Consider the following 23,893-nt stretch of genomic DNA (forward strand, 5'->3'; position numbering starts at 1 on the left):
CCCACGCTAGGCAGCCGCCGCCGTGGCCGCCATGGGGGCGGACCGCCGACCTCGATGGCGGAAAACCGTAACGAAGGGGGACGTGAGACCCTTAGGCGTCTCGTTCCTGCCCCTTTTGCGAGGTTGCGTGTTCGGCATCATCCGCCCGTGCTCGGAGCATGGGTGCCCGTCGCTCATGGAGGCGTGGCGGGCACACCTGTGCGGTCTGTGTCTCACGTTGCGGGACCACCAGGGGCACGCCGCCCGGCTGTCCACCAACTACGACACCCTGGTCATCTCGGTGCTGACGGCGGCGCAGCTCCCGTCCGCCGCGCCACAACGCGTGGCGGGGCCGTGCGCGTTGCGCGGGTTCCGCCGGGCCGAGGTGGTGGACGCGCGGGCGCAGGGGGCGCGGCTGGCGGCCGCGGTCTCGCTGGTGCTGGCCGCGGGCAAGTTACGCGACCACGTGGCGGACGGGGACACCGCTCCCGGGACCGCAACGGCCCGCCGCCTGTTGGCGGCCCGCTGGGAGGCGGGCGGGGCGCGGCTCGCGGCCGGGGTCGGCTTCGACACCGCCGTGCTGGTCTCGACCGTGGAACGCCAGCTCGGCCTGGAGCACCGCGCCGCCACCCACGCGACCGGCTCCGGCGCCGCCGGCGGCGTGCGCGTACTGGAGTTGACGGCGCCCGCGGAGGACGCGGTCGCGGCGGCGTTCGCGCACACGGCGGTGCTCGCCGGGCGGCCGGGCAACGCCGCCGCGCTGGCCGAGGCGGGCAGGTTCTTCGGCAGGATCGCCCATCTGCTGGATGCCGTCGAGGACCGGGCTGAGGACGAGGCGCGGGGCGCGTTCAATCCGCTGACGGCCACGGGCACCTCGCCGGAGGAGGCGCGGCGGTTGTGCGAGGACGCCGCGCACGGCCTCGCACTGGCGCTGCGGGAGGTCGAGTTCGACGCGCGGCACCTGGTCGAGGCGCTGCTCGGCACCGAGGTACGCCGGGCGGTGCGGCGCACGTTCCACTCCCCCGCTGCTTCCTACGAACGGCCCGGGTGGATCCGCAAGTCGGCGGCCGGCGTGGCGACGTTCGTGACCTGCGGGATGTGGCGGCCCAGGTGGAGCAAGAAGGCCGGGACCCCGTGCGACGACCGCTGCTATTGCCGCTTCCTGGAATGCGGACAGGGTTGCAGCGGCTGCGACTGCTCCTGCTGAGACCTCAGCGTTCGAAGAGGGTCTTGGCGAGCTCGAAGGACTGGCTTGCCACGTCCTCCTCGGCCCGCCTGAACGCCTCCAGCAGGGCCTCGGACAGGGCCTGCGAGCCCATCCGCAGGGCGCGGGGATCGATGTGCAGCGCGGCCAGCGAGCCGGTGGGCGTGAGCTCGACGGCGACCTGCCCGCCGGCGCTCTCCCCGCGCCCCCTGGTCTCCTCCAGCCGGCGGCTCATCTCCTCGAAGCCCGCCGTCTGTGCCACCATCTCGGCGATGGCGCGGTCGAGTTCCGGGTCTCCGGTAGGCGGTGGTGTCGTCATGGCTGCTCCTCGCTCAACGCTTGAAGATGAACGCCCTGGGCGCATGCGCCAGCGCCGAGCGCAGGGCGCCGTCGTCGGTCAGGTCTCCGCTGGCGACCAGGGGGTAGATGGTGGCCGCCGACAGGGTGCGGCGGAAGAACTTGCCCGACGGGCCCCCGCCCAGCAGCGTCTCGGTGACCTTCGTGGCGGGGAAGAACTTCCGCACGTCGCTCAGGGCCTTGATGCCGCCGTTGTAGGCCATTTCGGCGGCGAAGTGCTTGCCGGCGTACTCCCAGAGGTTGCCCATCGGCTGGCCGGTCGCCGCGGAGCTGGCCGCGTGCACGCCGGTCTTGAGTGCGGTCCACACGACAGAGTCGGCCAGCGCGTCCAGCCCCTCGCGCATCAGGTAGGTGCCCACCCGGCGCTTGCCGATCCGGTACTCCAGGATCATCCTGGTGATCTTCTGGAAGATCGTGCGTTGCAGCTGCGCCCTGGCCACCAGCCAGTTGAAGGCGCGTTGGGCCGCCCACCTGGCCGCCGGGTAGATGTGGCCGAAAAACAGCGTGAACGCCAGGGCGGCGAGCTGGGTGCCGATGATCCACAGCTGTTCCCGGTGCTTCTCCACGGCGTCGGCGTACTCGTCGCAGCCGGCGGCCAGCTCCAGCAGCTCCTCCTGGAGCGCGGCGTATCGGGGAGCCAGCTCCTCGGGCCAGACGTCCGCGAAGCGCTCCACGGCGCGGCTGTCGTTGGCCTTGCGCGCCGCGGCCACGGCGGTCTCGGTCTGGTGCGCGATGGTGCCGATCGCGGTGGCGAAATTGCGCAGCGCCACGGCGCGGGCCCGGAGGTTGGACACGTCGGCTTGGGGGACGTGCACGTTGGCGAACCAGGCGCACGCCTGGAAGGGGTCGAACATCAGGCGCCCTCCCTCCGCGGCGGCGCCTTCGGGATCGGCGCATCGGGTGTGTCGGGGATCACGGGCAGCGTCTTGATGATCTCTTGCTCCACGAAGTCCCACAGCTTGTCGAAGTCACGCAGGCCGGCCGCCCAGGTGAAGTTCTTGTCGGCGATGCGGCGCATCGCGTCGACCAGGGAGTCGTAGCCGTCGCTGTACCACTCGGCGAACGCGCGGCCCTCTTCGTCGCCACCGACCAGGCCGGACGTGCTGGACAGCGACGTGGACGTCTTCTGCAGCGCCACCACGTCGTCGCCGGTCTTGTCGAAGCGCCGGGCCAGCTCACGGATCGACGTCCAGTCGATCATGACGCGATCACCGCCGGACGGGGGCGTCTGCCTGCCCGGGTCCGGGCGGTCGTGCGGCGCCTGCGTCGAAGGCGTCGGCGTGGGGCTCGCGCTGTCCGAAGGGCTCGGCGTCGGCGTCCCCGAAGGGCTCGGGGTGTCGGACGGGCTGGGGGTCGGCGTCGGAGTTGGCGTCCCGGGAGGCGTAGGCGTCGGGGTCGGGGTCGGAGTCCCGGGAGGCGTAGGCGTCGGGGTCGGGGTCGGGGTCCCGGGAGGCGTCGGCGTCGGGGTCGGAGTCCCGGAAGGCGGAGGCGTAGGCGTCGGGGTCGGAGTCCCGGAAGGCGGAGGCGTAGGCGTCGGAGTCCCGGAAGGCGGAGGGGTCGGGGTCGCCGTGGTGGAGGGCGTCGGAGTGGGCGTGCCCGTGGGACTCGGGCCGGCGGTGGGTGTCGTGCTCGGCGCGGCCGTCTGGCCGGGCTCACCGGACGAATCAGCCATTAACCCCTCCACAGGCTACAAAAGAAGACAAAAAGTTGTTCGGAGACCATAGCACCATCAAATTTCCCCGACATTAACCCGCCCGTTCAATCACGTGTGCGGCGCGTTCATCCAGTGCGGGGTTTCGCGCAGTCCCTCGTCCAGCTCGTCCAGTTGCTCCTCCGCGACGGCACCCGTACGGGCCAGGTCCTCGACGCGCTGGCACAGCGCGGCCTCGCGGGCGGCGCCGACGGTCGCGCAGCTGCCCTTGAGCCGGTGCGCGAGCGCCGCCACCTCCGCCAGGTCGCCGGCCCGCGCCGCTTGCCGCAGGTCCTCGAACGTGCGCCGGACGGTCTGCAGGTACGCCTGCGCGACATCCCCGAGTGCCTCCGGCGACAGGCCCGCCAGCTCGGGCGGGAGACCGGAGGACGCGGCCCATTCCGGGATGCGGGCGAGCACGCGCGCCCAGTCCACCGGCTTGGCCAAATGATCGTCCATGCCGGCGGACAGGCACCGGATCCGGTCGTCCGGCATCGCCGCCGCGGTCATCGCGATGATCGGGGTGTGCGCATCCTCGCGGCTCCTGATCTCCATGGTCGCCGCCAGGCCGTCGAGCACGGGCAACTGGCAGTCCATGAACACCAGGTCGTAGCCCCCGGCCAGCACGGCGCGCACGGCCTGCTCGCCGTCGTCGACCGTCTCGACCTCGTGCCCGGCCTGGCGCAGGACCAGCGTCGCCACCTGGCGGCTGACCTCGTCGTCCTCGGCCACGAGGATCCGCGCTCCCCCGGCCTGGGCCGCGGCGTCCGCCGTGCCGTCGCGCTGCTCGCCGGGACATTCGGCGGTGCCCAGGGCGTTCTCCACGGCGGCGAGCAGGCGGCGGCGGCTGAGCGGCCGCGTGATCGACTGCACGGCCCGCTCCCCCGCGGCGCCCGGCCAGGCGAACCGCGCCCGCCCCGGGGTGACGACCACGACGACGCTGGTGGCCTGGAGCATCGGGTCGGCGAGGATCGCGTGGGCGAGCGACACCGGCGTCGCACCGGCATCGGCGTCCTCGGGATCGGCCAGGTCGAGGGCGACGACGGCCAGCTCGTACGGGCTGTCGTCCGCGGCGGCCGCGCGCAGCATGGTGAGCGCGGCCGCCGGGTCCCTGGTGTCCTCCACGGCGAGCCCGGCGTCCGCCAGGAAGCGGCGGGCCAGCGCGCGGTCTTCGGGACGCGGGTCGGCGACGAGCGCACGCCGTCCCTCCAGCGCCGCGGCCTCCGGCTCCGACCAGGCCAGGACGTCCACGGGCAGCCGCACCCAGAACCGGCTGCCCACGCCCTCCACGCTGTCCAGCCCGATCTCGCCGCCCATGAGCTCGGTGAGCTGCCTGCTGATGGCCAGGCCCAGGCCGCTCCCGCCGGTCCTGCGCGTGATCGGCGAGTCGACCTGGCGGAAGACGCCGAACACCCGCTCCAGGTCACCGGAGCCGACGCCGACCCCGGTGTCGACGACGGCGAACCTGAGGAGCGCCTGCGAGGCGCCCGGCTCTCCCTCGTCGAGGGAGACGTGCAGGTCGACGCCGCCCTGGACGGTGAACTTCAGAGCGTTGCCCACCAGGTTCGCCAGAATCTGCCGCAGCCGCGCCGGATCGCCCGTCACCTGCCGCGGAACGTCCTCGTCGAGCCGCAGCGTGAGCCACAGGCCCTGGGCGTAGGCGAGCGGCGCGAGCGGCGCGACCACCTCGTCGCAGAGCCGCGGCAGGTCGAACGGCGCCGCCTCGACCTGGAGATGGCCCGCCTCGATCCTGGACAGGTCGAGGAAGTCGTCGAGCAGGCGCAGCACGTTCTGGGCCGACTCCTGGGCCGTGGTGGCGTAGTGGCGCTGCTCGTCGTCCAGCCGGGTGCCGATGAGGAGCGAGTTCATGCCGAGCACGCCGTTGATCGGGGTGCGGATCTCGTGGCTGATCTTGGCCAGGAACTCGGATTTCGCGCTGGACGCGCTGACCGCCTCGTCCCTGGCGGCGGCCAGCTCGGCGGCGTACCTGGCCAGCGTGGCCTGGGCGCGGCGGCGGCCGCGGGTGGTGTGGATCTGTATCCCCAGGCCGATGAGGATGAGCAGGGCGAGCAGGGCCGCGACGGTCATCACGTTGCCCCGCAGCCGCTCGGCGGAGGCCAGCGCGTCGGCGGCGGACACCTCGGCGGTCACCGTCCAGCCGATGCCGGGAATGGGCTCGGACGCCGACAGCACCGTACCGTCGATGCCGCGGAACTGGCCGTTCCAGGTGCGCCCGGCGAGCGCCGCGTCCACCCGCGGGTCCTCGCGCAGCGACGTGAGGGCGTACAGCTCACTGCCGGGGTCGGCGACGAGCACGCCGGCCCGGTCGGTGATCAGCAGCCGGATGTTCTGGGCGTCGGCGGCCTCCCGGGCGAACTTCTGGATGGCGTCCAGGCTGTAGACCACGGCGAGGATGCCGAGCATGCGCTTGCCGTCGGCGCTCAGGATCGGGGCGGCCACGGCGACGGCCCTGGACATGGACAGGCCGACCATCGGGGGTGTGTACGCCTGCGAGATGTGCGCCTGCCGCCGGTCCTTCACGGCGCGGAACCAGTCGGTGCCGCTGATGTCCTGCGGCAGCACGCTCGGCGGCTCGGCGCCCAGCGTGCCGCCCTCCGGCGAGATCATGATCAGGCCGCTGACGCCGTCGTCGCGCATTCGCTTCAGTTCGCCGAGGTAGCCGCGCATGGTGGCGGCGGTGACGTCCTTGACCGCGTCCCGTACCCGGGGCTGCTGGGCGAACGCGGTGACGAGCTGCTTGAGCGAGCTCATCTGCTGCTCCACCACGACCCGGCTGACCGTCGCGGTCGTCCTGACACGGTCGTCGACCTCGTCACGCACCGCCTGCTCCGACAGGGAGATGCTGGAGGAGGTCAGCAGCGCCAAGGGGAGCAGGCCGAGCAGCGTCCACATGGCCGTCACCGCGAACAACCATCTCACCGGCGTCCGTCCTTCCCCCTGTGGTTCGCCGAACAGAGTAGGAGGAAACGGGCAAGCGCGGAGGATCGCCATGAGCACAATGCGCAAAAGTTGACCAATTTTAACAAAAGACGCCTAAGCTGCCCTGAATCTCTTATCAGCCGAGCGAGGAGCGTGTCGGTGCCTGAGTCAAGGGACATCACCGTTCTCATCGTGGATGACGACCCGGTCGTGACGGCGGCGCTGCACGCTCAGGTGAACCGGGTGCTCGGGTTCAGAGTGGTGGGGATCGCACATACGGGGCACGCGGCGCTGGCCGCCGCGGGACGGTTCGCACCACGGCTGATCCTGCTCGATCTCCACCTGCCCGATCTGCCGGGGCTGGAGGTGGCGCACCGGCTGCGACGGCCCGACCAGCCGCCCGCCGACGTGATCGTGATCTCCGGCCGCAAGGAGTCGGCGACGGTACGCGCGGCCATGCAGCGCGGCGCGCTGTACTACCTGGTCAAGCCGACCAGGACCGGGATCCTGGAGCAGACGCTGCTGCGCTACGCCGCCACCGCCGAGCAACTGGAGGCGGGCGGCCGGTTCACCGAGCAGCAGGAGATCGACCGGATCTTCCGCCTGCTCCACCTCGACCAGTCGACCCGGCCGAAGAGCATCTCCGCCGCGACCGAGCAGGCGGTGCTGGACGCGCTGACCGACGTCGAGGAGGACGTCTCGGCGCACGAGCTGGCCGGGATGATCGGCGTCAGCCGCGCCACCGCCCGCCGCTACCTGGAACACCTCGCCGACCGCGGGCTGGTCGAGGCCCGGCCCAAGTACGGGCCCACCGGGCGGCCGCAGCACCGGTACCGGGCGCGGTGAGCGCGCTCAGGGCGCTGCTCGCCGTGCTGGTCTGCCTGCTGCCGGCGGGCTGCGGCGCCGCGGACCCGTTCCCCGAGGGCTCGACCATGGCGCGCATCAGGGATCGCGGCGTGCTCATCGTGGGCATCAAGTTCGACCAGCCGATGTTCGGCTACAAGGACCCGGGCACCGGGCGGATCACCGGCTTCGACGCGGAGATGGCCCGGTTGGTGGCCAAGGACCTCACCGGCAGCGAGCGCAACATCCGCTTCGTCGAGACCGTCTCGCGCGAGCGCGAGAACTTTCTCGCCCAGCAGGTCGTGGACCTGGTCATCGCCACCTACTCCATCACTCCGGCGCGCGCCCAGCGGGTCAACTTCACCGATCCCTACTACTACGCCGGCCAGGACCTGCTGGTCAGGGCCAGTGACACGCGCGTCGACGACGTGTCGGACCTCGACGGCAAGACCGTGTGCACGGCGACCGGCTCGACGTCGGTCGACCGGCTGCGGGAGAAGGCCCCGGGCGCCAAGCTGGAGGTCGTGGACGGTTACAGCATCTGCGTGCCCGCGCTGGTGTCCGGGCGCGTGGACGCGATCAGCACCGACGACACCATCCTGCTCGGCCTGCAGGCCGAGCAGCCGGACACGCTGCGGCTGGTCGGCGAGCCGTTCGGGCGCGAGCCGTACGGGATGGGGGTCCGCAAGCAGGACCCGGCCTTCCGCGACTACCTCAACGGCCTGATCGCCCGCTGGCTGGCCGACGGGCAGTGGGACCGGGCCTACCGGGACACCATCGGCGTGTCCGGAGCGACTTCGGACAGTTCCAAGCCCCCCAATCGCTGAGCAGAACGCGCACAAGCCTTTCACCGGAACATGCGGCTCCTACGGTTGCGCCAACCGAATCAAGGAGCGTGACGCATGACACAGCCGGACCTGATCGTCCTGGACCAGGTCAACAAGCGCTTTGGCGAGCACCACGTGCTCAGGGACGTGAACCTGACCGTCGGGCAGGGCGAGGTCGTCGTGATCATCGGCCCGTCCGGCGCCGGCAAGTCGACCCTCTGCCGCGCGATCAACCGGCTGGAGACCATCGACTCCGGCACGATCAGCGTGGACGGCACGCCGTTGCCGGCCGAGGGGCGCGCACTGGCCCGGCTGCGCGCCGAGGTCGGCATGGTCTTCCAGTCGTTCAACCTCTTCGCGCACAAGACCGTCCTGGACAACGTCGTCCTCGGGCAGGTCCACGTGCTGAAGAGGCCGAAGGACGAGGCCGTGCGCAAGGCCCGCGACCTGCTCGACCGGGTCGGCATCGGCGGCCAGGCGGCCAAGCTCCCGGCTCAGCTGTCGGGCGGGCAGCAGCAGCGGGTGGCGATCGCCCGCGCGCTGGCCATGGACCCGAAGGTGATGCTGTTCGACGAGCCCACCTCGGCGCTCGACCCGGAGATGGTCAACGAGGTCCTCGAGGTGATGACCGCGCTGGCCAAGGACGGCATGACCATGGTGGTCGTCACCCACGAGATGGGCTTCGCCCGGCGGGCGGCCGACCGGGTCGTGTTCATGGCCGACGGCGAGGTCGTCGAGCAGGACACCCCCGACGGATTCTTCGGCTCGCCGAGCAGCGAGCGCGCTCAGTCCTTCCTTGCCAAGATCCTCACTCACTAAGGAGCCCCCCATGTTTGGCAGATCCCTTTACGCGACGTTCGCCGTGCTCGCGCTGGCCGCGACCGCCTGCGGCGGCGGCCAGGAGAGCTATGCCTCCATTGTGGACAAGGCCAAGAACGACAAGAAGCTGGTCATCGGGGTGAAGGCGGACCAGCCGGGGCTCGGGCTGCGCACGCCCGACGGCTCCTTCGCCGGTTTCGACGTCGAGGTCGCGAAATATGTGGCCAAGGAGCTGGGCGTCGACGCCGCCAACATCACTTTCAAGGAGACCGTGTCGGCCAACCGGGAGGCGTTCATCGAGCAGGGCCAGGTGGACATGGTGGTGGCCACGTACTCGATCACCGACGCCCGCAAGCAGAAGGTGTCCTTCGCCGGGCCGTACTTCGTGGCCGGGCAGGACCTGCTGGTCCGGGCGGACGACGCGGCGCTGACCGGGCCCGAGGCGCTGAACGGGAAGAAGCTCTGCTCGGTCGCCGGCTCGACCTCGGCGCAGAAGGTCAAGACGGAATACGCCAAGGAGGCGCAGTTGCAGGAGGAGCGCACGTACTCGGCGTGCGTGGACCGCGTCCTCGGCGGCCAGCTCGACGCCATGACCACGGACAACGTCATCCTCGCCGGCTACGGTGCGCAGCACGCCGGCAAGCTCAAGATCGTCGGCAAGCCGTTCAGCACCGAGAAGTACGGCATCGGGCTGAAGAAGGACGACACGGCGGGCCGCAAGGCGGTCAACGACGCGCTGCAGAAGATGTTCTCCGACGGCAGCTGGACGAAGGCGCTGCAGTCCAGCGTCGGCGCCTCCGGTTTCGCCCTGCCGCAGGCCCCGCAGCTGGAGCGGTACTGATCCCATGGAAGCGTTGCTGATCGAAGGCGACACCATATTCGCCGCCTTCTGGATGACGGTGCGGCTGACGGCGGTCAGCGCGCTCGGCTCCCTGCTGCTGGGGACGCTGCTGACCGCCATGAGAGTCGCCCCGCTGGCCTCCCTGCGGGCCGCCGCGAGCTGTTACGTGTCGGTGGCCCGCAACACGCCCCTCACGCTGGTGCTGCTGTTCACCGGCCTCGGCGTCGGCGCGAACCTGGGCGTGGAGCTGTCGGACGACATCGCGACCAACAACTTCTGGCTCGCCGTGATCGGGCTGACCGCCTACACCTCGGCGTTCGTCTGCGAGGCGCTGCGGTCCGGGCTCAACACGGTGCCGGTCGGGCAGGCGGAGGCGGCCCGCTCGCTGGGGCTCGGCTTCGTCAAGACGCTGGCGCTGATCACGCTGCCGCAGGCGTTCCGCGCCGTCGTGGCGCCGCTGGGCAGCATCCTGATCGCGCTGACCAAGAACACCACGATCGCGCTGGTGGTGGGCGTGAGCGAGGCGTCCGTGCGGATGCGCGAGATGATCGAGACGTACGGGGACCAGGTGATCGAGATCTTCCTCGGCTTCGCGGCCGGGTTCGTGCTGCTGTGCCTGCCGATGGGGCTGTTGTTCGGCTGGCTGTCGCGCCGGATGGCGGTGGCGCGATGACCTACGCCAACCTGTACGAGGTGCCCGGACCGCGCGGGATCCGCCGTAACCGGGTGCTGGGGGCGGCCGTGGCGGCCTGCCTGCTGGCGGTGGCGTATGTGGTGTACGTCCAGTTCGACGAGAAGGAGCAGTGGACGGCGGCCAAGTGGACGCCGTTGCTGCGGGGCGACGTCTGGGCCACGTTCATCCTGCCCGGGCTGGCCGGGACGCTGTCCGCGGCCGTGGTGGGAGTGGTGCTCGCGGGCCTGTTCGGGCTGGTGTTCGCCACCGCCAGGATGTCCGACCACCGGTGGATCCGGGTGCCGGCGGCCATGGTGGTGGAGTTCTTCAGGTCCGTGCCGCTGCTGCTGCTGATCTTCTTCGCCTTCTTCGGGTCGTTCGCCGTCCTGGGGATGAACATCTCGGCGTTCACCGCGGTCGTCTTCGGGCTCACGCTCTACAACGGGTCGGTGATCGCGGAGATCGTCCGCGCCGGGGTGCTCAGCCTGCCGAAGGGGCAGAGCGAGGCGGCGTACGCGATGGGCATGCGCAAGGGCCAGGTCATGCGCCTGGTGCTGCTGCCGCAGGGGCTGCGGACGATGATGCCCGCCCTGGTCAGTCAGTTCGTGGTGCTGCTGAAGGACTCGGCGCTCGGCCTCATCGTCGGCTACGACGAGCTGGTGGACCGCGGCCTGAACGGCATCGCGGCCAACTTCTCCAACGTCATCCCGGCGGCCATCCTCATCGCGGGCATCTTCATCCTGATCAACACGTCGCTGGACCGGCTGGCCCACCGGCTGGGCGCGGGGCGCCGTCCCCGATGATGGAGCGATATTGACGGAAGGGATCCCATGTCGCCCTCCCCCGGCCGTACCGTCGCCGCCCTCGCCCAGGACCTCCGCCAGGGGCGGAGCACGTCCGCCGAACTGACCGGGCGGGCGCTCGACGCCATCGCCGCGGCGCGGCGGGCGGACGAGGAACTGGCCGGCGGCGCGGATCGGGGTCCGTTGCAGCGCGTGCCGGTCGCGGTGAAGGACGTCATCCCGGTCGCCGGGCTGCCGCTGACAATGGGGTCGCGGCATTTCGCCGGGTACGTCCCGGAGGCCGACGCCGGGTGCGTGACGCTGCTGCGCCGCGGCCGTGGCGGCGTGCTGGCGGGGGACGCGGGCGGCTGCCTGCTCGCCTACCGCTGCCTGACCTCCCCGGACGGCCACGCGGGCACCGGTCTGGACGCCGGCCCTGTCCGGGTCGCCTGGCTCGATCCCGCGGGGCTGCTCTCCGGCGACCCGCGCGTGGTGAGCGCCGTGCGGGCGGCGACCGTCACGACGTGCCGGCGCTGCCGGCCGTGCCGATCACCGCGCCGCCGATCGATCAGCGCGAGACCGTGATCGACGGCGTGCCGGCCGCCGTCCGGGCCGCGCCCCGGACGGCGGCCGGCGCCGGGTCGTCGTCCGCGCCCGTGGTCCCGTGATGGTCAACCGGCGAACAGCTGGGTGAGCTTGAGGAGCAGCCCGTAGACGCCGTACGCGAAGGGCACCCCGACCCAGGCCCAGGCCAGCACCATGAGGCCGGTACGCCGGGCCGTCGCGTCATCGGAGGCCGTCATCTCGCCTGTCCCCTCTCCGCCACCGGCACCTTCGCGGGCCGCTCGTGATACCTGTCGTGCACCGGCCGGATCAGCTCATTGGCGACGAAACCCACCGCCAGCAGCCCGATCATGATGGCGAGCGAGGCGGTGTAGAGTTCGGGCCCCGACCGCCCGGCCGCCTTCTGCGCGTCGGCGACCGCGTTGACGATCAGCGGGCCCAGCACGCCCGCGGTGGACCAGGCCGTGAGCAGGCGGCCGTGGATCGCCCCGACCTGGTAGGTGCCGAACAGATCCTTCAAGTACGCCGGGACCGTCGCGAAGCCGCCGCCGTAGAAGGACAGGATGCCCAGCGCGCACACGATGAACAGCGGCTTGGACGAGTCGCCGGCCAGCGCGATCGCGAGATACAGCAGCGCGCCCACGCCCAGGTAGACGCGGTACATGTTCTTGCGCCCGATCACGTCCGACGTGGACGACCAGACGAACCGTCCCGTCATGTTCGCCAGCGACAGCAGCGCGACGAACCCGGCCGCCGCACCCGTCGCGACGGCGGCCGGCGTACCGGCGAAGTAGTCCCTGATCATCGGTGCGGCCTTCTCCAGGATGCCGATGCCGGCGGTGACGTTGCAGCACAGCACCACCCACAGGCAGTAGAACTGCGGCGTGCGGATGGCGTTGCGGGCCGAGACGTCGGCCGTGGTGATCAGCGCCCGCGTCGCGACCGCGGGCGGCTTCCACCCCTTGGGAGACCAGCCGTGCGGCGGGACGCGCACCAGCAGTACGCCCATGGACATGAAGACCGCGTAGACCACGCCGTGCACGAGGAACGTCGTGGCGATCCCGGTCGTGCTCGCACCGAAGGAGTCGAGCAGCTGCGCCGACCACGGCGAGGCGATGAGCGCTCCCCCGCCGAATCCCATGATCGCGATGCCGGTGGCCATGCCAGGGCGGTCCGGGAACCACTTGATCAACGTGGAGACCGGCGAGATGTAGCCGATGCCGAGCCCGATCCCGCCCACGACCCCGTAGCCGAGGACGACCAGCCAGTACTGCCGCGTGGCCACGCCCAGCGCCGACAGCAGGAAGCCGGAGGAGAAGCAGGCCATGGACACGAACATCGCCCACCGGGGGCCGTTACGCTCGACGAGCGTGCCGCCGAAGGCCGCCGACAGGCCGAGCATGACGATGCCGAGCTGGAAGGGCAGGGCGCTCTGCGTGCCGGAGAGCTGGAGCGCGGACTCGAGCGGAGGCTTGAACACGCTCCACGCGTACGCCTGCCCGATCGCCAGGTGCACGGAGAGCGCGGCGGGCGGCACCAGCCAGCGGCTCCAGGTGGGGTCCGCCACGGTGCGGGAACGACTCAGGAAACCAGCCACGCCTCATCGGGTATCACATACGGTATGCAGTATTTTGAATCCTGCCGATCTTTACGGTGAACGGTCAAATCTTGTCGGCGAACGGCCTTCCCGTCTCCTGGGTCCTGTCGTCGCGGGGCTCCCGCCCTCACGTCCCGATGACGATCCCGATGACCATCGCGATGAGGAACGGGGCTCCCAGCGCGGCCGTCCAGATGATCGCCTTCCTGGAGCGGATCACGAGGGCGGTGAGGAAGGCGATGAGGGCCAGTCCGAACGGGAAACCGCTGAGCAGCAGGATTCCTCTCCATGTGCCCCGCGCCCCCGTGGGCAGCGCCCGATCCCCCTCGGCGCTCAACACGGCCGGGAAGACCTCGCCAACCTCCACGTCCGGGATGGTGTCGATGACGATCGGCTTCTTCGACCGGTCGCCGAACACGAAGTGTGCCCTGCAGTCGTACACCGTGTACCTGCTCCGCCCTGACCTTCTATAGGAGCGCTCGCAGGACAGGACGGTCGCGGTGCCGGTCGTACCCGTGGGGCCGAGCGCCGGCCGCAGCTCCGGCACGGTGACGTCGCCCACTCTGGAGCCCGGCACTTGAAAGCCGGCTGTATCCGGCTGGTTGATCGGGGCGGAAACGCATCGCGCCATGTCAGACTGCGGATATGACCCACATCCACGACCACGACCCGGCATGTGAGGTGGCCCACGGCGATGCTCCCGCCGATGAGACCGGACGGACGCTGGTCGCCGTCTTCGCCTCACCGGTGGCCGGCTGCCTGCTGAGGCTCGGCGCCGAGCTCGGCTTCCGCCCGATCCTCCTTGAGCCCGATCCCGCGCGCCGCCTCGCCGGATTCACCGCTGTGACCCAGCTCGGTGACTACGTCGACGCCACGGCCGATGTGGTGCTCACCGACCATCATCGCGAGGAGATCGGGCCCATTCTTCGCGACCTGCTCAAGTCCTCCGCCCGGTGGATCGGCATCATGGGCAGCCCCCGCCACACCGCACCACACGTGCGGGCGCTGACCGACCTCGGCGTGCCGCTGGACGAGATCGCGCGGGTGCGCCGGCCCATCGGGCTCAACATCGGCTCGCGCACCCCTCCCGAGATCGCCGTCGCCACCCTGGCCGGCCTGATCGCCGACCGCAACGGCCGCCCCGGCGGCTTCGCCTTCTGAGCGGTCGTGCGCACCGGCGTGACGCGAGAGCCATCCGCTGGTCACGAGTCAAGCGCGGAGGCGCACTGCCCAGGGCGGCGCCTGACGCGGCGGAGTCAGGCGTCGCGCAGACCGGCGAACAGGTCCTCCTCACGGTCGGGGGCGTCCACCTTGCACAGCACCCGCTCGAACGCCTCGTGCGAGAAGGCCTGCTGCTGCGCCTCCTCGGGCATGCGGAACAGGAAGATGTTCTCACCCTGGCTCTCGTGTGCCTGGAGCGCCTTGAGCTTGCGCTCGACGTACGGCGACACGTCGACGATGCCGCTGACCCGCTCGTCGGGAGTGCCGAAGTCGTCCGAGGGCGTGAAGTCGCCGAGGTCGATCCCGTGCTCGCGCATCGTCTCGAACATCTGCTTGATGGCGGCCCTGGGGATGGCCGTGTAGTAGAACTTGTCGGGGATGCCGGTCGACTCCACTGCCGCGACCGTGATGCGGTGGGCCTGGACGTGGTCCGGATGGCCGTAGCCGCCTCCGCCGGTCTCGTCGTAGGTCACCACGACCTGCGGGCGGTAGTGCTCCATCAGTGCGGCCAGCCGGGCGGCGGCCGTCTCGACGGGCACGTTGGCGAACGCGTCGGGGTGGGCGTTGGCGTCCCAGCCCTCCATGCCGGAGTCGCGGTAGCCGAGCAGCTCCAGGTGGTCGAGGCCCAGGTGGGCGACCGACTCGCGGAGCTCGGCCAAGCGGCGCTCGGCCACGGCCGCGGCGTCATGCCCGGCCTCGCCCGGTTTGACGCCGCCCTGGTCGTCGCCCTGCTCGCCGTTGGTGCAGGTGACCAGGACGGTGCGGATGCCTTCCTCGGTGTAGCGGGCGAGGATGCCGCCCGTGCTCAGGCATTCGTCGTCGGGGTGGGCGTGTACGACCATCAGGGTGAGTTGCCGATCCATGGGGTGAAACACTACTGCCGGTCGGCGACATACGCGTTTCGCACCAGGTCGTCCGCGCGCAACCGGGCCGCCGCCGCGGCTGCGCGCTCGCCCAGCGCCTCTGCCTGCGCGGCCTGCTTGAGCCAGTTGTACGGACTGCACGGCCGCACGTTGACGCGTTCGCTCACCAGCACCCGCGCCACATCCCGCGCCCCCGCCCGCAGCGCCGCCTCCAGCAGCGTCTTCTGTACGGCGTCCCGCTGCGCGTGGCTGCCGCCGAACTCGTTGATGCGGTGCCGGATCGGATACAGCAGGTCCACCACCGACCGATAGTCCGCTCGGCCGAATGCCACGATGGCCCGGCACACCGGCAGGCCCACCCTCAGCGTCATGTCGCGGTTGGTGACCCCGGGGCGGGGCTCCAGGACGTACGCCTCCCGCGCGGCGACCAGCTTCTCCGCCTCGCCGATCCGGCCCGCGCCCACGTACGACATGACCGCGTGCATGTCGTTGAACGCGTAGAACGGCTCGGCCACCCGCATCGGCCACGCGTCGGCCAGCGCGCGCCAGCGTTCGCCGAGCTCCGGCGGGCCGGAGCCGTCCAGGTGGAGCCGCCACAGGAGGGCGGCGGCGTCGAGGAGTTCCAGGCACGACTGCCCGCCGGCCAGCACCGAGTCGTAGATCGCCAGCGCGCGCGGCACGTCCCCGGCCTCCAGCGCGTACAGGCAGTAGTGCCACCAGCTGTGGACGTTGAAGAACGTGCCGGTGGACCAGTCGGGCACCCGCGCGTCGAGGTAGCGCAGGCCGTCGCCGAACCTGCCCTGCATCTCGTACGTGTGCACCACCGCGTGGATGCCCCACACGTCGCGCGGGTTCAGCTCGACCGCCCGCAGGCCGACCTCCTCCGACCTGTCGTAGTGGCCGGCCTCCTCCAGGCCGAAGGCGTACATGCCGAGCACATGCCCGAAATGCGGGTCCTCCTCCCGCCAGGCGTTCAGCGCCCCGCCGATCCTGTCGCGCAGTGAGCGGGCGTCGCCGGTGAAGAAGTCGATCTGGTGCCCGGCGGCCAGCGCCAGCGCGTCGCGCGGATGCGCCACGGCGATCTCGCCGAGCAGCCTTCCGCAGGTCAGGAAGTCGCCGTCGAGCAGGGCCTGGACGGCTGCCAGGTGCGCGCGCTCGCGCGGCAGCAGCGACGACTCGTCGATCCGGCCGCGGAAGGCGCCGAACCGCACCCGCGCCGCGCGCGCGTCCTCCGCCTCGGTGGTCAGCAGCCCCAGGTACGCCATCAGGACGTTGCCCATCGGGAAGTCCGGCGACTCGGCCAGCGCCGCGTTCGCCTCGGCGTCGACCTCCACCCGCAGGTGCAGCAGCTCGTCGATCGCCCGGTCGTAGTGCCGTGCCGCGGCGGCGCCCGCCCCGGTCATCGCCAGGCCGTGCTGGTCATGGGTCACCGGTCCACTGTAACCACCGGTCCGCCGGGGGAGCCGGATGCCGCGGCCGAGGCCTAGAAGGCCGTTTCCTGGGCACTGCGTGGGTTCTCCGGCGACCTCTTGGAGGAGCGGTGAACACAGCGGAACAGACGGGACACGAGATGAAGGGCGCGGCGCGGCGGGCGGCCCGCAGCCGGGCGGTGGAGGTGGTCACCCGCGTGGGCCTGGCCTGCCGCGGGGTCCTGTACGCGCTGATCGGCGTGGTGGCGGTGCAGATCGGGCTCGGCGACGGGTCCCAGGAGGCCGACAAGGCGGGGGCCATCGCCACGGTCGCCGGGCTGCCGTTCGGCGCCGTCCTCTTATGGATCATGACGGCCGGGTTCGCGGCGCTGGCGCTGTGGCAGGCGTCGGAGGCGCTGTTCGGCGGCGGGAAGGCGATCGACAGGGTGGAGGCGGTCGCGCGGGTGGCCGTGTACGTCCTCGTCGTCGTCACCCTGCTCAGCATGCTGACGTCGGGGAAGGCCGCGTCCGACGACGAGAAGTCGCGGGACCTGACAGGCGTGCTGCTCGGCCTGCCGGGCGGGCGGCTGCTCGTGGGCGCGATCGGGCTCGGCCTGGTCGCGCTCGGCGTCTACTGGGTACGCCAGGGCGTCACCAAGGGGTTCAGGAAGGAGCTCGATCGCGGCCGCATGTCCGCGCGCGCCCGTTCCGTGATGGACCGGCTCGGGACCGGCGGGTACGCCGCCAGAGGAGCGATCGCCGCGCTGGCCGGGGTCTTCGTCGGCCAGGCGGCGATCACGTTCGACCCGGACAAGGCGGGCGGCATCGACGCGACGCTCAGGCAGTTCGCCGACACCCCCGCCGGGCCCTGGCTGCTGGTGGTGGTGGCGCTGGGGCTGCTGCTGTTCGCCGCCTACTGCTTCGGCGAGTCCCGCTGGCGCCGCACCTGACTACAGGGAACGCTTGGCCACCACGGCCCGGCCCATGGCCGGGTCGTCGCAGAAGGCGCCGTCGATGCCCAGCTCGACGAGCCTGGACAGCCAGCCCATCACGTCGCCCGTCGCCCGGGCGTACACCGGGCTGGCCGGGTTGCCCCTCCGGTAGTCGGCCGGGAGCTGGGAGTTCTCGTTGCGCACGGTCCAGATGTGCACGTCGAGCCCCTTGCGGTGGGCGTCGTCGACCAGAGTCGTGGGCGGCAGGGTCTTGCCCGAGGCGTCCACCGGGACCACGCGCCGCGTGTCCACGCCGATGCCGTCGGCGTAGCTCGCCACCTCGCGCAGCCCGTCCGGCTTGATCATGTCGTCGTAGGTGCGGGGGTCGGCGGCGGCCACCCAGTCGTACGGCGCGCCGGTGGCCGTGATCAGCTGGATCAGCGGCAGCCGCGTCTTGCCGCTCAGCTCCCGCAGGTTCGCCGTCTCGAAGGACTGGATGTACGCCTTGCGCACCCGGTGCCGGTTGAGCACCTCGAGCAGCGGCTCCTCCAGCGACAGGCCGATGGAGTCGAAGTACGTCGGGTGCTTGGTCTCGGGGTAGACGCCGACGCCGTGCTTGAGCGCGAGCTGCACGACCTCCTCGAAGGTCGGGATCTCCGCAAGGCCGTCGAACGCCGTGTTGTCCGGCCGCAGGTCGGGCACGCGCTCCTTGGCCCGCAGCGTCTTCAGCTCGGCCAGCGTGAAGTCCTCGGTGAACCAGCCGGTGACCGGCCGGCCGTCCACGGGCTTGGTGGTGCGCCGGTCGGCGAACTCGGGGCGCGCGGCCACGTCGGTCGTGCCGGAGATCTCGTTCTCGTGCCTGGCCACCAGCACGTGGTCCTTGGTGGAGACGAGGTCGGGCTCGATGTAGTCGGCGCCCATGGCGATGGCCGCCTCGTACGACAGGAGGGTGTGCTCGGGGCGGTGGGCGCTGGCGCCCCGGTGCCCGATCACGATGGGAGCGTGGCCGCGGCGGTCCGCGGCGGCGGGTGGTGTCTGGGTCAGCACGATGGCGACCGTACCGCCGGTGAGAACTCCGGCCAGCACGCCCGCGACTAACCTGCGCATCGTCATGCGCGCACCGTAGACCCGAGAGGTGGACCGCGAGTTACGGCCGAGCACACAGTGAAAGGCGTCCAGAAGTGCCCCTTTTTTACCATTCGACGCCAAAAGATCACCGGTTGAACTGGAAAGGCGCGAGCACCGCGGGGCGGTGGCCGTTCAGGACGAAGCCGGCCAGGGCGCGGCCCGTGGCGGGGCCCAGCGTGACGCCCAGCATGCCGTGCCCCGTGGTGAGGAAGACGTTGTCGTGCCCGGGGAGCCGGTCGACGATGGGCAGGCCGTCCGGCAGAAGGGGCCGGCCGCCCACCCACGGGTCGCGGATCAGCCTGGGCAGGTCGTCCTGGTCGTCGAACCAGCGGCCGAGGTAGTTCCGGCTGCCGCGGGCGATGGCGACGATGCGCTGCCAGTTCAGGCGGCGGTTGTCGCCGCTGAGCTCCATGGTCCCCGCGAGCCGCGTCGTGCCGCCGATGTCGGAGGCCACGATCCGGTGGTCACCGAAGTAGAGGGAGTGCTGCGGCGGCGACTTCAGTTCGACCGTGAAGCTGTACCCCTTGCCCGCCTGCATGGTGAGGCGGAGCCCGAGAAGCCGCAGCAACCGGGGCGACCACATGCCGGCGGCGATGACCACAGAGCGGCAGGCGATCTCGCCGGTGCTGGTGCGGACGGCCGCGACCCGGCCGCCGGTGGTGCGGAAGCCGGTCACCTCGATGTGCTCGTGGATCCGGCCGCCGGCCTTGCGCACCACGTCGCCGAGCGACTCCACGAGCCGCCGCGGGTCCAGCACGCCCTCGCCGCGGACCAGGTACGCGGCCCGTACGCCGGGTGACAGGGCGGGGTCGAGCTTGTGCGCGTCGTCTCCCACGACGACGTCGTCGGGCATGTCGTAATGTCCGGCCGCCATCACCTGCTGGACCTGGAGGTGGTGCCGGGCCGCCGATTCGGACAGGAAGGCGTGCACGAGTCCGGGGCGCTGGAGGGTGGTGTCCACGCCCGCGTCCGCGAGCTCGTCGAACAGGTCGAACGTGGGCCGGTTGAGCTCGGCCAGGGCCGCGTACCCGCGCCGGAACGTGCTCTCGCCGCTGTTGCGCCAGAATCGCCACAGCCAGGTCAGGAATCCGGGGTCCGCCGAGGGCCGGATGTAGAGGGGGGAATCCGGGCGGCCCAGGGACCGCAGGCCGTACCTGGCCACTCCGGGAGCCGGCACGGGTGTGGAGTGGCTGAGGCAGACCCAGCCGGCGTTGCCCCATGAGGCCCCGGAGGCGAGACTGGAGCGTTCGGCCACCACCACCGGCACGCCGGCGGCGGTCAGGTAGTGCGCCGCGCACAGCCCGACGACGCCGCCGCCCACGATGAGCACGGGAAGGTCGGTCGTCACTCACGCCTCCGCGGTGATCGCGAGGTGGCCGGCCAGGAAGGTTCGCGTGCGGGCCTCGCGGGGGCTGGACAGCAGGTCGACGGGCAGTCCTTCCTCCACGATGCGGCCACCGTCGACGAAGACCACCCAGTCGGCGACGTCACGAGCGAACGTCAGCTCGTGGGTCACCAGGATCATCGTCATCCCGTCCTCGGCGAGCTCCCGCATCACGCGCAGCACCTCGCCCGTCGACTCCGGATCCAGGGACGAGGTGGGCTCGTCGAACAGCAGGACCGAGGGCTGCAGCGCCAGAGCGCGGGCGATGGCCACGCGCTGCTGCTCCCCGCCGGACATCTGCTCGGGATTGGCCGTGCCCCGGTGGGCCAGCCCCACCCGGCGCAGCAGCCGGACCGCCCTCTCCAGGGCGATTTGCTCGGGTATGCCCGCCCGCAGCTGGGCGAGCATCACGTTCTCCACCGCAGTGAGGTGCGGGAAGAGGTTGAATCGCTGGAACACCATGCCGACCGACCGGCGCAGCTGCGCCAGATCGCGGCTCGCCACGTTCACACCCGAGAAGATCGGGACCCCGTTCACCTCGATGAGCCCGCGATCGGGCCGTTCGAGAAGGTTGATGCAGCGCAGCAGCGTGGTCTTGCCGCCGCCGCTCTGCCCGATGATGCTGACGATCTTTCCGCGGCCGACCTCCAGGCTCACCTCGTCGAGCACCTGGCGCCCGTCGAACGACTTGCGGAGCCGCTCGATCCGGACGACGGTTCCCGGCTGCGAGACATCGCCCGCCGTACCGGATGATGTCGTCGCGTCGATCTGGCCGTCGGCCGTGAGCAGGGCCGCGGCGTTGCGGAGCCGCCGGCGCCGCCGCGGGGACAGCGGCGTTCCCGCGCGGATACGGCGCTCGAACCACAGCAGCCCCTGCGACAGCGGGTAGCACAGCAGGAAGTAGATCCCGGCGATGACCAGGTACACCTCCAGCGCCCGGAACGTCGCCGAGGTGATCAGCCGGGCCTCCGACATCAGTTCGGCGGCCGAGATCGTGACCAGGAGGGAGGTGGACTTGAGCAGGTCGACGAGCATGGTGTTGGTGCCGGGCAGGGCCAGCCGCAACGCCTGGGGAAAGATCACCCAGGAGAAGGTGCTGACCCGGCTCAGCCCGAGCGCCTCAGCGGCCTCCTGCTGCCCCTGGTGGACGCCGGAGATGGCCGACCTGAAGGTCTCCGAGAGGTAGGCGGCATAGAAGATCACCAGGCTGAGCGCCCCCGCCGAGAAGACGTCCAGCCTTATGCCGATGGAGCCCAGGCCGAAGTACGTCACGAAGATGATGGCGAGCAGCGGGATGTTCTTGAAGACCTCCGTGTACGCGGCCGCGGGCCAGCGGAGCGACCGCAGGCCGCTCAACCGCATGAGCGCCAGCAGCAGGCCGAGCACGGCCGCACCCGCGAAACCGGCGACGGTGTACTCCACGGTCTTCAACAACCCGCCGAACAGCTCGCCGGCATAATCCGGCCAGGGCACCTGGAACATGGTGATCTCCGTAACGCTCAGACGGACGGCGGGGTCCACTCGGCCGGGCGGTCGACGCCCTGGCGGGTCTTGGCCATGGTCGGCGCCGGCTTCAGGAACTGGCCGGGGTCGGCGCCGTACTTCTGCACCAGCTTGGTCATCTCGCCACTGGCGTACATCTTGCGGATCTCTTCGGAGAAGGCCTTCTCCAGAGCGGTGGCCTGCTTCGGGAGGTAGAAGGCGGTCATGTACGGGCGGAAGTAGTCGTAGGCCGGATGCGCCTTGACCTCCTCATCGGTGGGAGGCGTGAGGTACTGCGTCGCGATCTTCAGTTCCGGGCGGGCCTGCTGCGCGGCGAGGATGATCAGCGGGTCGAGGAACCCGACGTCGATGCGGGAGGCGCCCAGATCGTCCAGGACTCCGTTGCCGTCCGGGTAGGCGTGCAGCTTGGCGCCGGGCACCTCCTGGATGGACTTGACCCAGACATATCCCTCGACCGTGCCGAGATCGAGCCCGTTGAGGTCGTTGACGGTCTGGTACGTCTTGCCGGACTGCACCGCCATGGCCGGCGGCGAGTAGTACGGCGGATCCGTGAAGAGGCCGGACTTCTCGCGCTCGGCGGTCCAGGCGATGCCGCCCACGGTCATGTCGTACCGCCGCGACTGGACCCCGGCGAGCATGCCGGCGAAGTCCGTCACCTCGACCTTGACCTTGAGCTTCAGCCGTTGCGCGATCGCGTTGACGATGTCGGCGTCGAGGCCGCTCATGCCGTCGCCTTGTTTGTCGGTGTAGGGGGCGTACGGCTGGATCGCGACGGTCAGCACACCGGGCTCGATGGTGCCGAAGGTGTTGTCCTGGGCCGCGGCCGACGGCTCAGAGGAGGAGCAGGCTGTAGCCAGAGATATCGCGACAAGCCCGGCAACCAGGCCCGCCAGACGCGGACGAGGTACTCGAGAGGTCCACATGGGGCTTCACCTTCACGGGGGGAGGGGCATGAGGTTGTAGATCACCGGCGCCGCTTCGATCGCGCTCTGGTCGACTGGTCGGCGACTCCCGACTGATGGGTGAACACTAGGTGGCCATCGGGCCTGCGTCATTGGTTGATTAATACGAATCCTGATGAGATTCCACGAATGTCGTCATATGATCCGTACATCCACCTCCGGATCCACGCTGGGGGACGTCGATGCTGACGCCGCTGATCGCCCAAGAGATCGCCCGAGAAACAAGCTCGATCATCGGATTTAACGTGCTTATTACCGACAAGGAGGGCATCGTCATCGGGAGCGGGGACACCGCTCGGCTGGGCACCTTTCACGAGGCGTCGGTGGAGGTCATGCGCACCCTGCGTTCGGCGAGCCACGGCGCGGCGGCCGCTCACCTGCTCATCGGCGTGCAGCCGGGCATCACGCTGCCGATCCTGCTGAACGGCGAATCCGTCGGGACCGTCGGCATCACCGGTGATCCGGAGCAGGTCGAACGCTTCGGCAGGGTGGTGCGGAATCAGACGGAGATCCTTTTACGGGAATCCTTGCTCCAGCGATCGCTGCTGCTTCGAGAGAGCGCGATCGAGGACGTGCTGCGCGACCTCGCCCATTACGATCCCGAGATCACCGAACCCGACCTGATCGCGTTCAAGGCCCACGAACTGGGTTACGACCTCCGGCTCAGCCGTTCCGTCGTCGTCATGGACATCGACGCCCCCAAGGAGACCCGTTCGCCGTCAGAGCCCGGCACCCTCCGTACGGCCATTCTCCGGGTGCTCCGCCGTACGTTCCCTGATACGCGGGATCTCGTCGGCAGCATCGCCCCGGGGCGATTCGTCGTCCTGCACCACCTCGCCCTGCCGAACGGCGAAGCCCCGCTCGCCGGCCTCCTCGACACGTGCCGGAGCGTGGCCGACGACCTGGTGCGGTTCCACGGTGTCGCCTGCCGGATCGGGGTGGGCGGTATCGCGGATTCGGTAGCGCAGCTCCATGATTCCTACAGAGATGCGACGAACGCCCTCTATCTGATGAATCGCCTGGACCGTACTGAACGCGTCACCCACATCGCGGACGTGCGCGTCCATGACCTGCTCACCACGGTGGCGCACGGGGCGCGCGCCAGATTCGCCCAGGCGATCCTGGGCCCGCTGCGCGAGCAGCCCAACTGGGAGGTCACCAGGAGGACCATCACCGCCTGGTGCGAGACCGGCTTCAACCTCGTCCAGGCCTCCAGCGTGCTGCACATCCACCGCAACACCCTCGTCTACCGGCTCAACAGGATCGAATCCGTGCTGGGCCCGAGCTTCCGGGACGCACGGACCTGCCTCAGCGTCTACCTCGCCTGCCTCATCGACGAGCTCGAGGACTCCACGCCGGACTGACCGTTCGCCCG

Annotated in this window: 24 protein-coding genes; 11 read left to right on the forward strand and 13 right to left on the reverse strand. The window is 70.6% G+C overall.

Features of this window, described 5'->3' with window-relative positions; translation table 11 throughout:
* The first annotated feature begins 82 nt into the window (after window positions 1–82).
* Window positions 83–1,186 (forward strand): DUF5685 family protein, encoded by a 1,104-nt coding sequence (locus ACTMTI_RS28560; RefSeq protein ID WP_441123627.1) that lies wholly within the window; start codon window positions 83–85, stop codon window positions 1,184–1,186.
* 4 nt (window positions 1,187–1,190) lie between these two features.
* Here the strand turns inward: ACTMTI_RS28560 and ACTMTI_RS28565 are convergent, their stop codons facing one another.
* The 4 genes from ACTMTI_RS28565 to ACTMTI_RS28580 form a co-directional block, all read right to left on the reverse strand.
* Window positions 1,191–1,502 (reverse strand): YbaB/EbfC family nucleoid-associated protein, encoded by a 312-nt coding sequence (locus tag ACTMTI_RS28565; protein WP_441123628.1) that lies wholly within the window; start codon window positions 1,500–1,502, stop codon window positions 1,191–1,193.
* 13 nt (window positions 1,503–1,515) lie between these two features.
* On the reverse strand, window positions 1,516–2,394 hold the full coding sequence (locus ACTMTI_RS28570; RefSeq protein ID WP_441123629.1) for a hypothetical protein: 879 nt from the start codon (window positions 2,392–2,394) through the stop codon (window positions 1,516–1,518).
* On the reverse strand, window positions 2,394–2,741 hold the full coding sequence (locus ACTMTI_RS28575) for a hypothetical protein (RefSeq protein WP_441123630.1): 348 nt from the start codon (window positions 2,739–2,741) through the stop codon (window positions 2,394–2,396). The genes ACTMTI_RS28570 and ACTMTI_RS28575 overlap by 1 nt, the downstream gene beginning before the upstream one ends.
* A gap of 561 nt (window positions 2,742–3,302) precedes the next feature.
* Window positions 3,303–6,170: a response regulator gene (locus ACTMTI_RS28580; protein ID WP_441123631.1), complete on the reverse strand. Its 2,868-nt coding sequence runs from the start codon at window positions 6,168–6,170 to the stop codon at window positions 3,303–3,305.
* 159 nt (window positions 6,171–6,329) lie between these two features.
* On the opposite strand from ACTMTI_RS28580, the gene ACTMTI_RS28585 reads away from it, so the two are divergent.
* The 7 genes from ACTMTI_RS28585 (at window position 6,330) to ACTMTI_RS28615 (ending at window position 11,540) form a co-directional block, all read left to right on the forward strand.
* A complete protein-coding gene (locus ACTMTI_RS28585) occupies window positions 6,330–7,016 on the forward strand; it encodes a response regulator (protein WP_441123632.1) in 687 nt (228 codons plus the stop codon).
* Window positions 7,013–7,840, forward strand: coding sequence for a glutamate ABC transporter substrate-binding protein (locus ACTMTI_RS28590; protein WP_441123633.1), 828 nt, complete (start codon window positions 7,013–7,015; stop codon window positions 7,838–7,840). Before ACTMTI_RS28585 ends, ACTMTI_RS28590 begins: the two co-directional genes overlap by 4 nt.
* Before the next feature lie 75 nt (window positions 7,841–7,915).
* Window positions 7,916–8,659 (forward strand): amino acid ABC transporter ATP-binding protein, encoded by a 744-nt coding sequence (locus ACTMTI_RS28595; protein WP_441123634.1) that lies wholly within the window; start codon window positions 7,916–7,918, stop codon window positions 8,657–8,659.
* Between the two features lie 10 nt (window positions 8,660–8,669).
* Window positions 8,670–9,500 (forward strand): glutamate ABC transporter substrate-binding protein, encoded by an 831-nt coding sequence (locus ACTMTI_RS28600; protein WP_441123635.1) that lies wholly within the window; start codon window positions 8,670–8,672, stop codon window positions 9,498–9,500.
* A 4-nt stretch (window positions 9,501–9,504) separates the two neighbouring features.
* Window positions 9,505–10,173 carry an amino acid ABC transporter permease gene (locus ACTMTI_RS28605; RefSeq protein WP_441123636.1) on the forward strand — a complete coding sequence of 223 codons (669 nt, stop codon included), beginning with the start codon at window positions 9,505–9,507 and terminating at the stop codon, window positions 10,171–10,173.
* Window positions 10,170–10,976, forward strand: a complete 807-nt coding sequence (locus tag ACTMTI_RS28610) for an amino acid ABC transporter permease (protein ID WP_441123637.1) — start codon at window positions 10,170–10,172, stop codon at window positions 10,974–10,976. Before ACTMTI_RS28605 ends, ACTMTI_RS28610 begins: the two co-directional genes overlap by 4 nt.
* Window positions 10,977–11,003: 27 nt before the next feature.
* The gene (locus ACTMTI_RS28615; RefSeq protein WP_441123638.1) at window positions 11,004–11,540 is read left to right on the forward strand and encodes an amidase family protein; all 537 of its coding nucleotides are present in this window, start codon (window positions 11,004–11,006) and stop codon (window positions 11,538–11,540) included.
* Between the two features lie 86 nt (window positions 11,541–11,626).
* Here the strand turns inward: ACTMTI_RS28615 and ACTMTI_RS28620 are convergent, their stop codons facing one another.
* The 3 genes from ACTMTI_RS28620 to ACTMTI_RS28630 form a co-directional block, all read right to left on the reverse strand.
* A complete protein-coding gene (locus tag ACTMTI_RS28620; RefSeq protein WP_441123639.1) occupies window positions 11,627–11,758 on the reverse strand; it encodes an MFS transporter small subunit in 132 nt (43 codons plus the stop codon).
* Window positions 11,755–13,116: an L-lactate MFS transporter gene (locus ACTMTI_RS28625; protein WP_441123640.1), complete on the reverse strand. Its 1,362-nt coding sequence runs from the start codon at window positions 13,114–13,116 to the stop codon at window positions 11,755–11,757. Before ACTMTI_RS28625 ends, ACTMTI_RS28620 begins: the two co-directional genes overlap by 4 nt.
* Window positions 13,117–13,243: 127 nt before the next feature.
* Window positions 13,244–13,693, reverse strand: a complete 450-nt coding sequence (locus tag ACTMTI_RS28630) for a hypothetical protein (RefSeq protein WP_441123641.1) — start codon at window positions 13,691–13,693, stop codon at window positions 13,244–13,246.
* Between the two features lie 68 nt (window positions 13,694–13,761).
* Here ACTMTI_RS28630 and ACTMTI_RS28635 point away from each other — a divergent pair, with 68 nt between their 5' ends.
* Window positions 13,762–14,277 (forward strand): XdhC family protein, encoded by a 516-nt coding sequence (locus tag ACTMTI_RS28635; protein ID WP_441123642.1) that lies wholly within the window; start codon window positions 13,762–13,764, stop codon window positions 14,275–14,277.
* Window positions 14,278–14,372: 95 nt separating this feature from the next.
* Here the strand turns inward: ACTMTI_RS28635 and ACTMTI_RS28640 are convergent, their stop codons facing one another.
* Together ACTMTI_RS28640 and ACTMTI_RS28645 are read right to left on the reverse strand one after the other, a co-directional pair.
* The gene (locus ACTMTI_RS28640) at window positions 14,373–15,200 is read right to left on the reverse strand and encodes a PIG-L family deacetylase (protein WP_441123643.1); all 828 of its coding nucleotides are present in this window, start codon (window positions 15,198–15,200) and stop codon (window positions 14,373–14,375) included.
* Between the two features lie 11 nt (window positions 15,201–15,211).
* Window positions 15,212–16,630, reverse strand: a complete 1,419-nt coding sequence (locus ACTMTI_RS28645; RefSeq protein WP_441123644.1) for a tetratricopeptide repeat protein — start codon at window positions 16,628–16,630, stop codon at window positions 15,212–15,214.
* A 110-nt stretch (window positions 16,631–16,740) separates the two neighbouring features.
* Here ACTMTI_RS28645 and ACTMTI_RS28650 point away from each other — a divergent pair, with 110 nt between their 5' ends.
* Window positions 16,741–17,559, forward strand: a complete 819-nt coding sequence (locus ACTMTI_RS28650; RefSeq protein WP_441123645.1) for a DUF1206 domain-containing protein — start codon at window positions 16,741–16,743, stop codon at window positions 17,557–17,559.
* Here ACTMTI_RS28650 and ACTMTI_RS28655 read toward each other — a convergent pair whose 3' ends face one another.
* The 4 genes from ACTMTI_RS28655 to ACTMTI_RS28670 form a co-directional block, all read right to left on the reverse strand.
* Window positions 17,560–18,654 carry a glycerophosphodiester phosphodiesterase gene (locus tag ACTMTI_RS28655; RefSeq protein ID WP_441123646.1) on the reverse strand — a complete coding sequence of 365 codons (1,095 nt, stop codon included), beginning with the start codon at window positions 18,652–18,654 and terminating at the stop codon, window positions 17,560–17,562. It abuts the gene before it with no gap.
* A gap of 100 nt (window positions 18,655–18,754) precedes the next feature.
* Entirely contained in the window at window positions 18,755–20,017 is a 1,263-nt protein-coding gene (locus ACTMTI_RS28660; RefSeq protein WP_441123647.1) for an NAD(P)/FAD-dependent oxidoreductase, read from the reverse strand.
* Window positions 20,018–21,535, reverse strand: a complete 1,518-nt coding sequence (locus ACTMTI_RS28665) for an amino acid ABC transporter permease/ATP-binding protein (RefSeq protein ID WP_441123648.1) — start codon at window positions 21,533–21,535, stop codon at window positions 20,018–20,020.
* Between the two features lie 17 nt (window positions 21,536–21,552).
* Window positions 21,553–22,479 (reverse strand): substrate-binding periplasmic protein, encoded by a 927-nt coding sequence (locus tag ACTMTI_RS28670; RefSeq protein WP_441123649.1) that lies wholly within the window; start codon window positions 22,477–22,479, stop codon window positions 21,553–21,555.
* 221 nt (window positions 22,480–22,700) lie between these two features.
* Here ACTMTI_RS28670 and ACTMTI_RS28675 point away from each other — a divergent pair, with 221 nt between their 5' ends.
* Window positions 22,701–23,882: a CdaR family transcriptional regulator gene (locus ACTMTI_RS28675; protein ID WP_441123650.1), complete on the forward strand. Its 1,182-nt coding sequence runs from the start codon at window positions 22,701–22,703 to the stop codon at window positions 23,880–23,882.
* Window positions 23,883–23,893 lie beyond the last annotated feature (11 nt).

It is taken from the genome of Nonomuraea sp. H19, from assembly GCF_052068215.1.
Classification (GTDB): Bacteria; Actinomycetota; Actinomycetes; order Streptosporangiales; family Streptosporangiaceae; genus Nonomuraea.

What these genes read in the sequence shown, in the direction of transcription:
- ACTMTI_RS28675 (WP_441123650.1), top strand. Translation starts at nt 22,701, where the DNA reads ATGCTGACGCCGCTGATCGCCCAAGAGATCGCCCGAGAAACAAGCTCG.
- ACTMTI_RS28610 (WP_441123637.1), top strand. Translation starts at nt 10,170, where the DNA reads ATGACCTACGCCAACCTGTACGAGGTGCCCGGACCGCGCGGGATCCGC.
- ACTMTI_RS28565 (WP_441123628.1), bottom strand. Translation starts at nt 1,502, where the DNA reads ATGACGACACCACCGCCTACCGGAGACCCGGAACTCGACCGCGCCATC.
- ACTMTI_RS28605 (WP_441123636.1), top strand. Translation starts at nt 9,505, where the DNA reads ATGGAAGCGTTGCTGATCGAAGGCGACACCATATTCGCCGCCTTCTGG.
- ACTMTI_RS28570 (WP_441123629.1), bottom strand. Translation starts at nt 2,394, where the DNA reads ATGTTCGACCCCTTCCAGGCGTGCGCCTGGTTCGCCAACGTGCACGTC.
- ACTMTI_RS28670 (WP_441123649.1), bottom strand. Translation starts at nt 22,479, where the DNA reads ATGTGGACCTCTCGAGTACCTCGTCCGCGTCTGGCGGGCCTGGTTGCC.
- ACTMTI_RS28615 (WP_441123638.1), top strand. Translation starts at nt 11,004, where the DNA reads ATGTCGCCCTCCCCCGGCCGTACCGTCGCCGCCCTCGCCCAGGACCTC.
- ACTMTI_RS28595 (WP_441123634.1), top strand. Translation starts at nt 7,916, where the DNA reads ATGACACAGCCGGACCTGATCGTCCTGGACCAGGTCAACAAGCGCTTT.
- ACTMTI_RS28665 (WP_441123648.1), bottom strand. Translation starts at nt 21,535, where the DNA reads ATGTTCCAGGTGCCCTGGCCGGATTATGCCGGCGAGCTGTTCGGCGGG.
- ACTMTI_RS28620 (WP_441123639.1), bottom strand. Translation starts at nt 11,758, where the DNA reads ATGACGGCCTCCGATGACGCGACGGCCCGGCGTACCGGCCTCATGGTG.
- ACTMTI_RS28640 (WP_441123643.1), bottom strand. Translation starts at nt 15,200, where the DNA reads ATGGATCGGCAACTCACCCTGATGGTCGTACACGCCCACCCCGACGAC.
- ACTMTI_RS28600 (WP_441123635.1), top strand. Translation starts at nt 8,670, where the DNA reads ATGTTTGGCAGATCCCTTTACGCGACGTTCGCCGTGCTCGCGCTGGCC.
- ACTMTI_RS28655 (WP_441123646.1), bottom strand. Translation starts at nt 18,654, where the DNA reads ATGACGATGCGCAGGTTAGTCGCGGGCGTGCTGGCCGGAGTTCTCACC.
- ACTMTI_RS28635 (WP_441123642.1), top strand. Translation starts at nt 13,762, where the DNA reads ATGACCCACATCCACGACCACGACCCGGCATGTGAGGTGGCCCACGGC.
- ACTMTI_RS28575 (WP_441123630.1), bottom strand. Translation starts at nt 2,741, where the DNA reads ATGATCGACTGGACGTCGATCCGTGAGCTGGCCCGGCGCTTCGACAAG.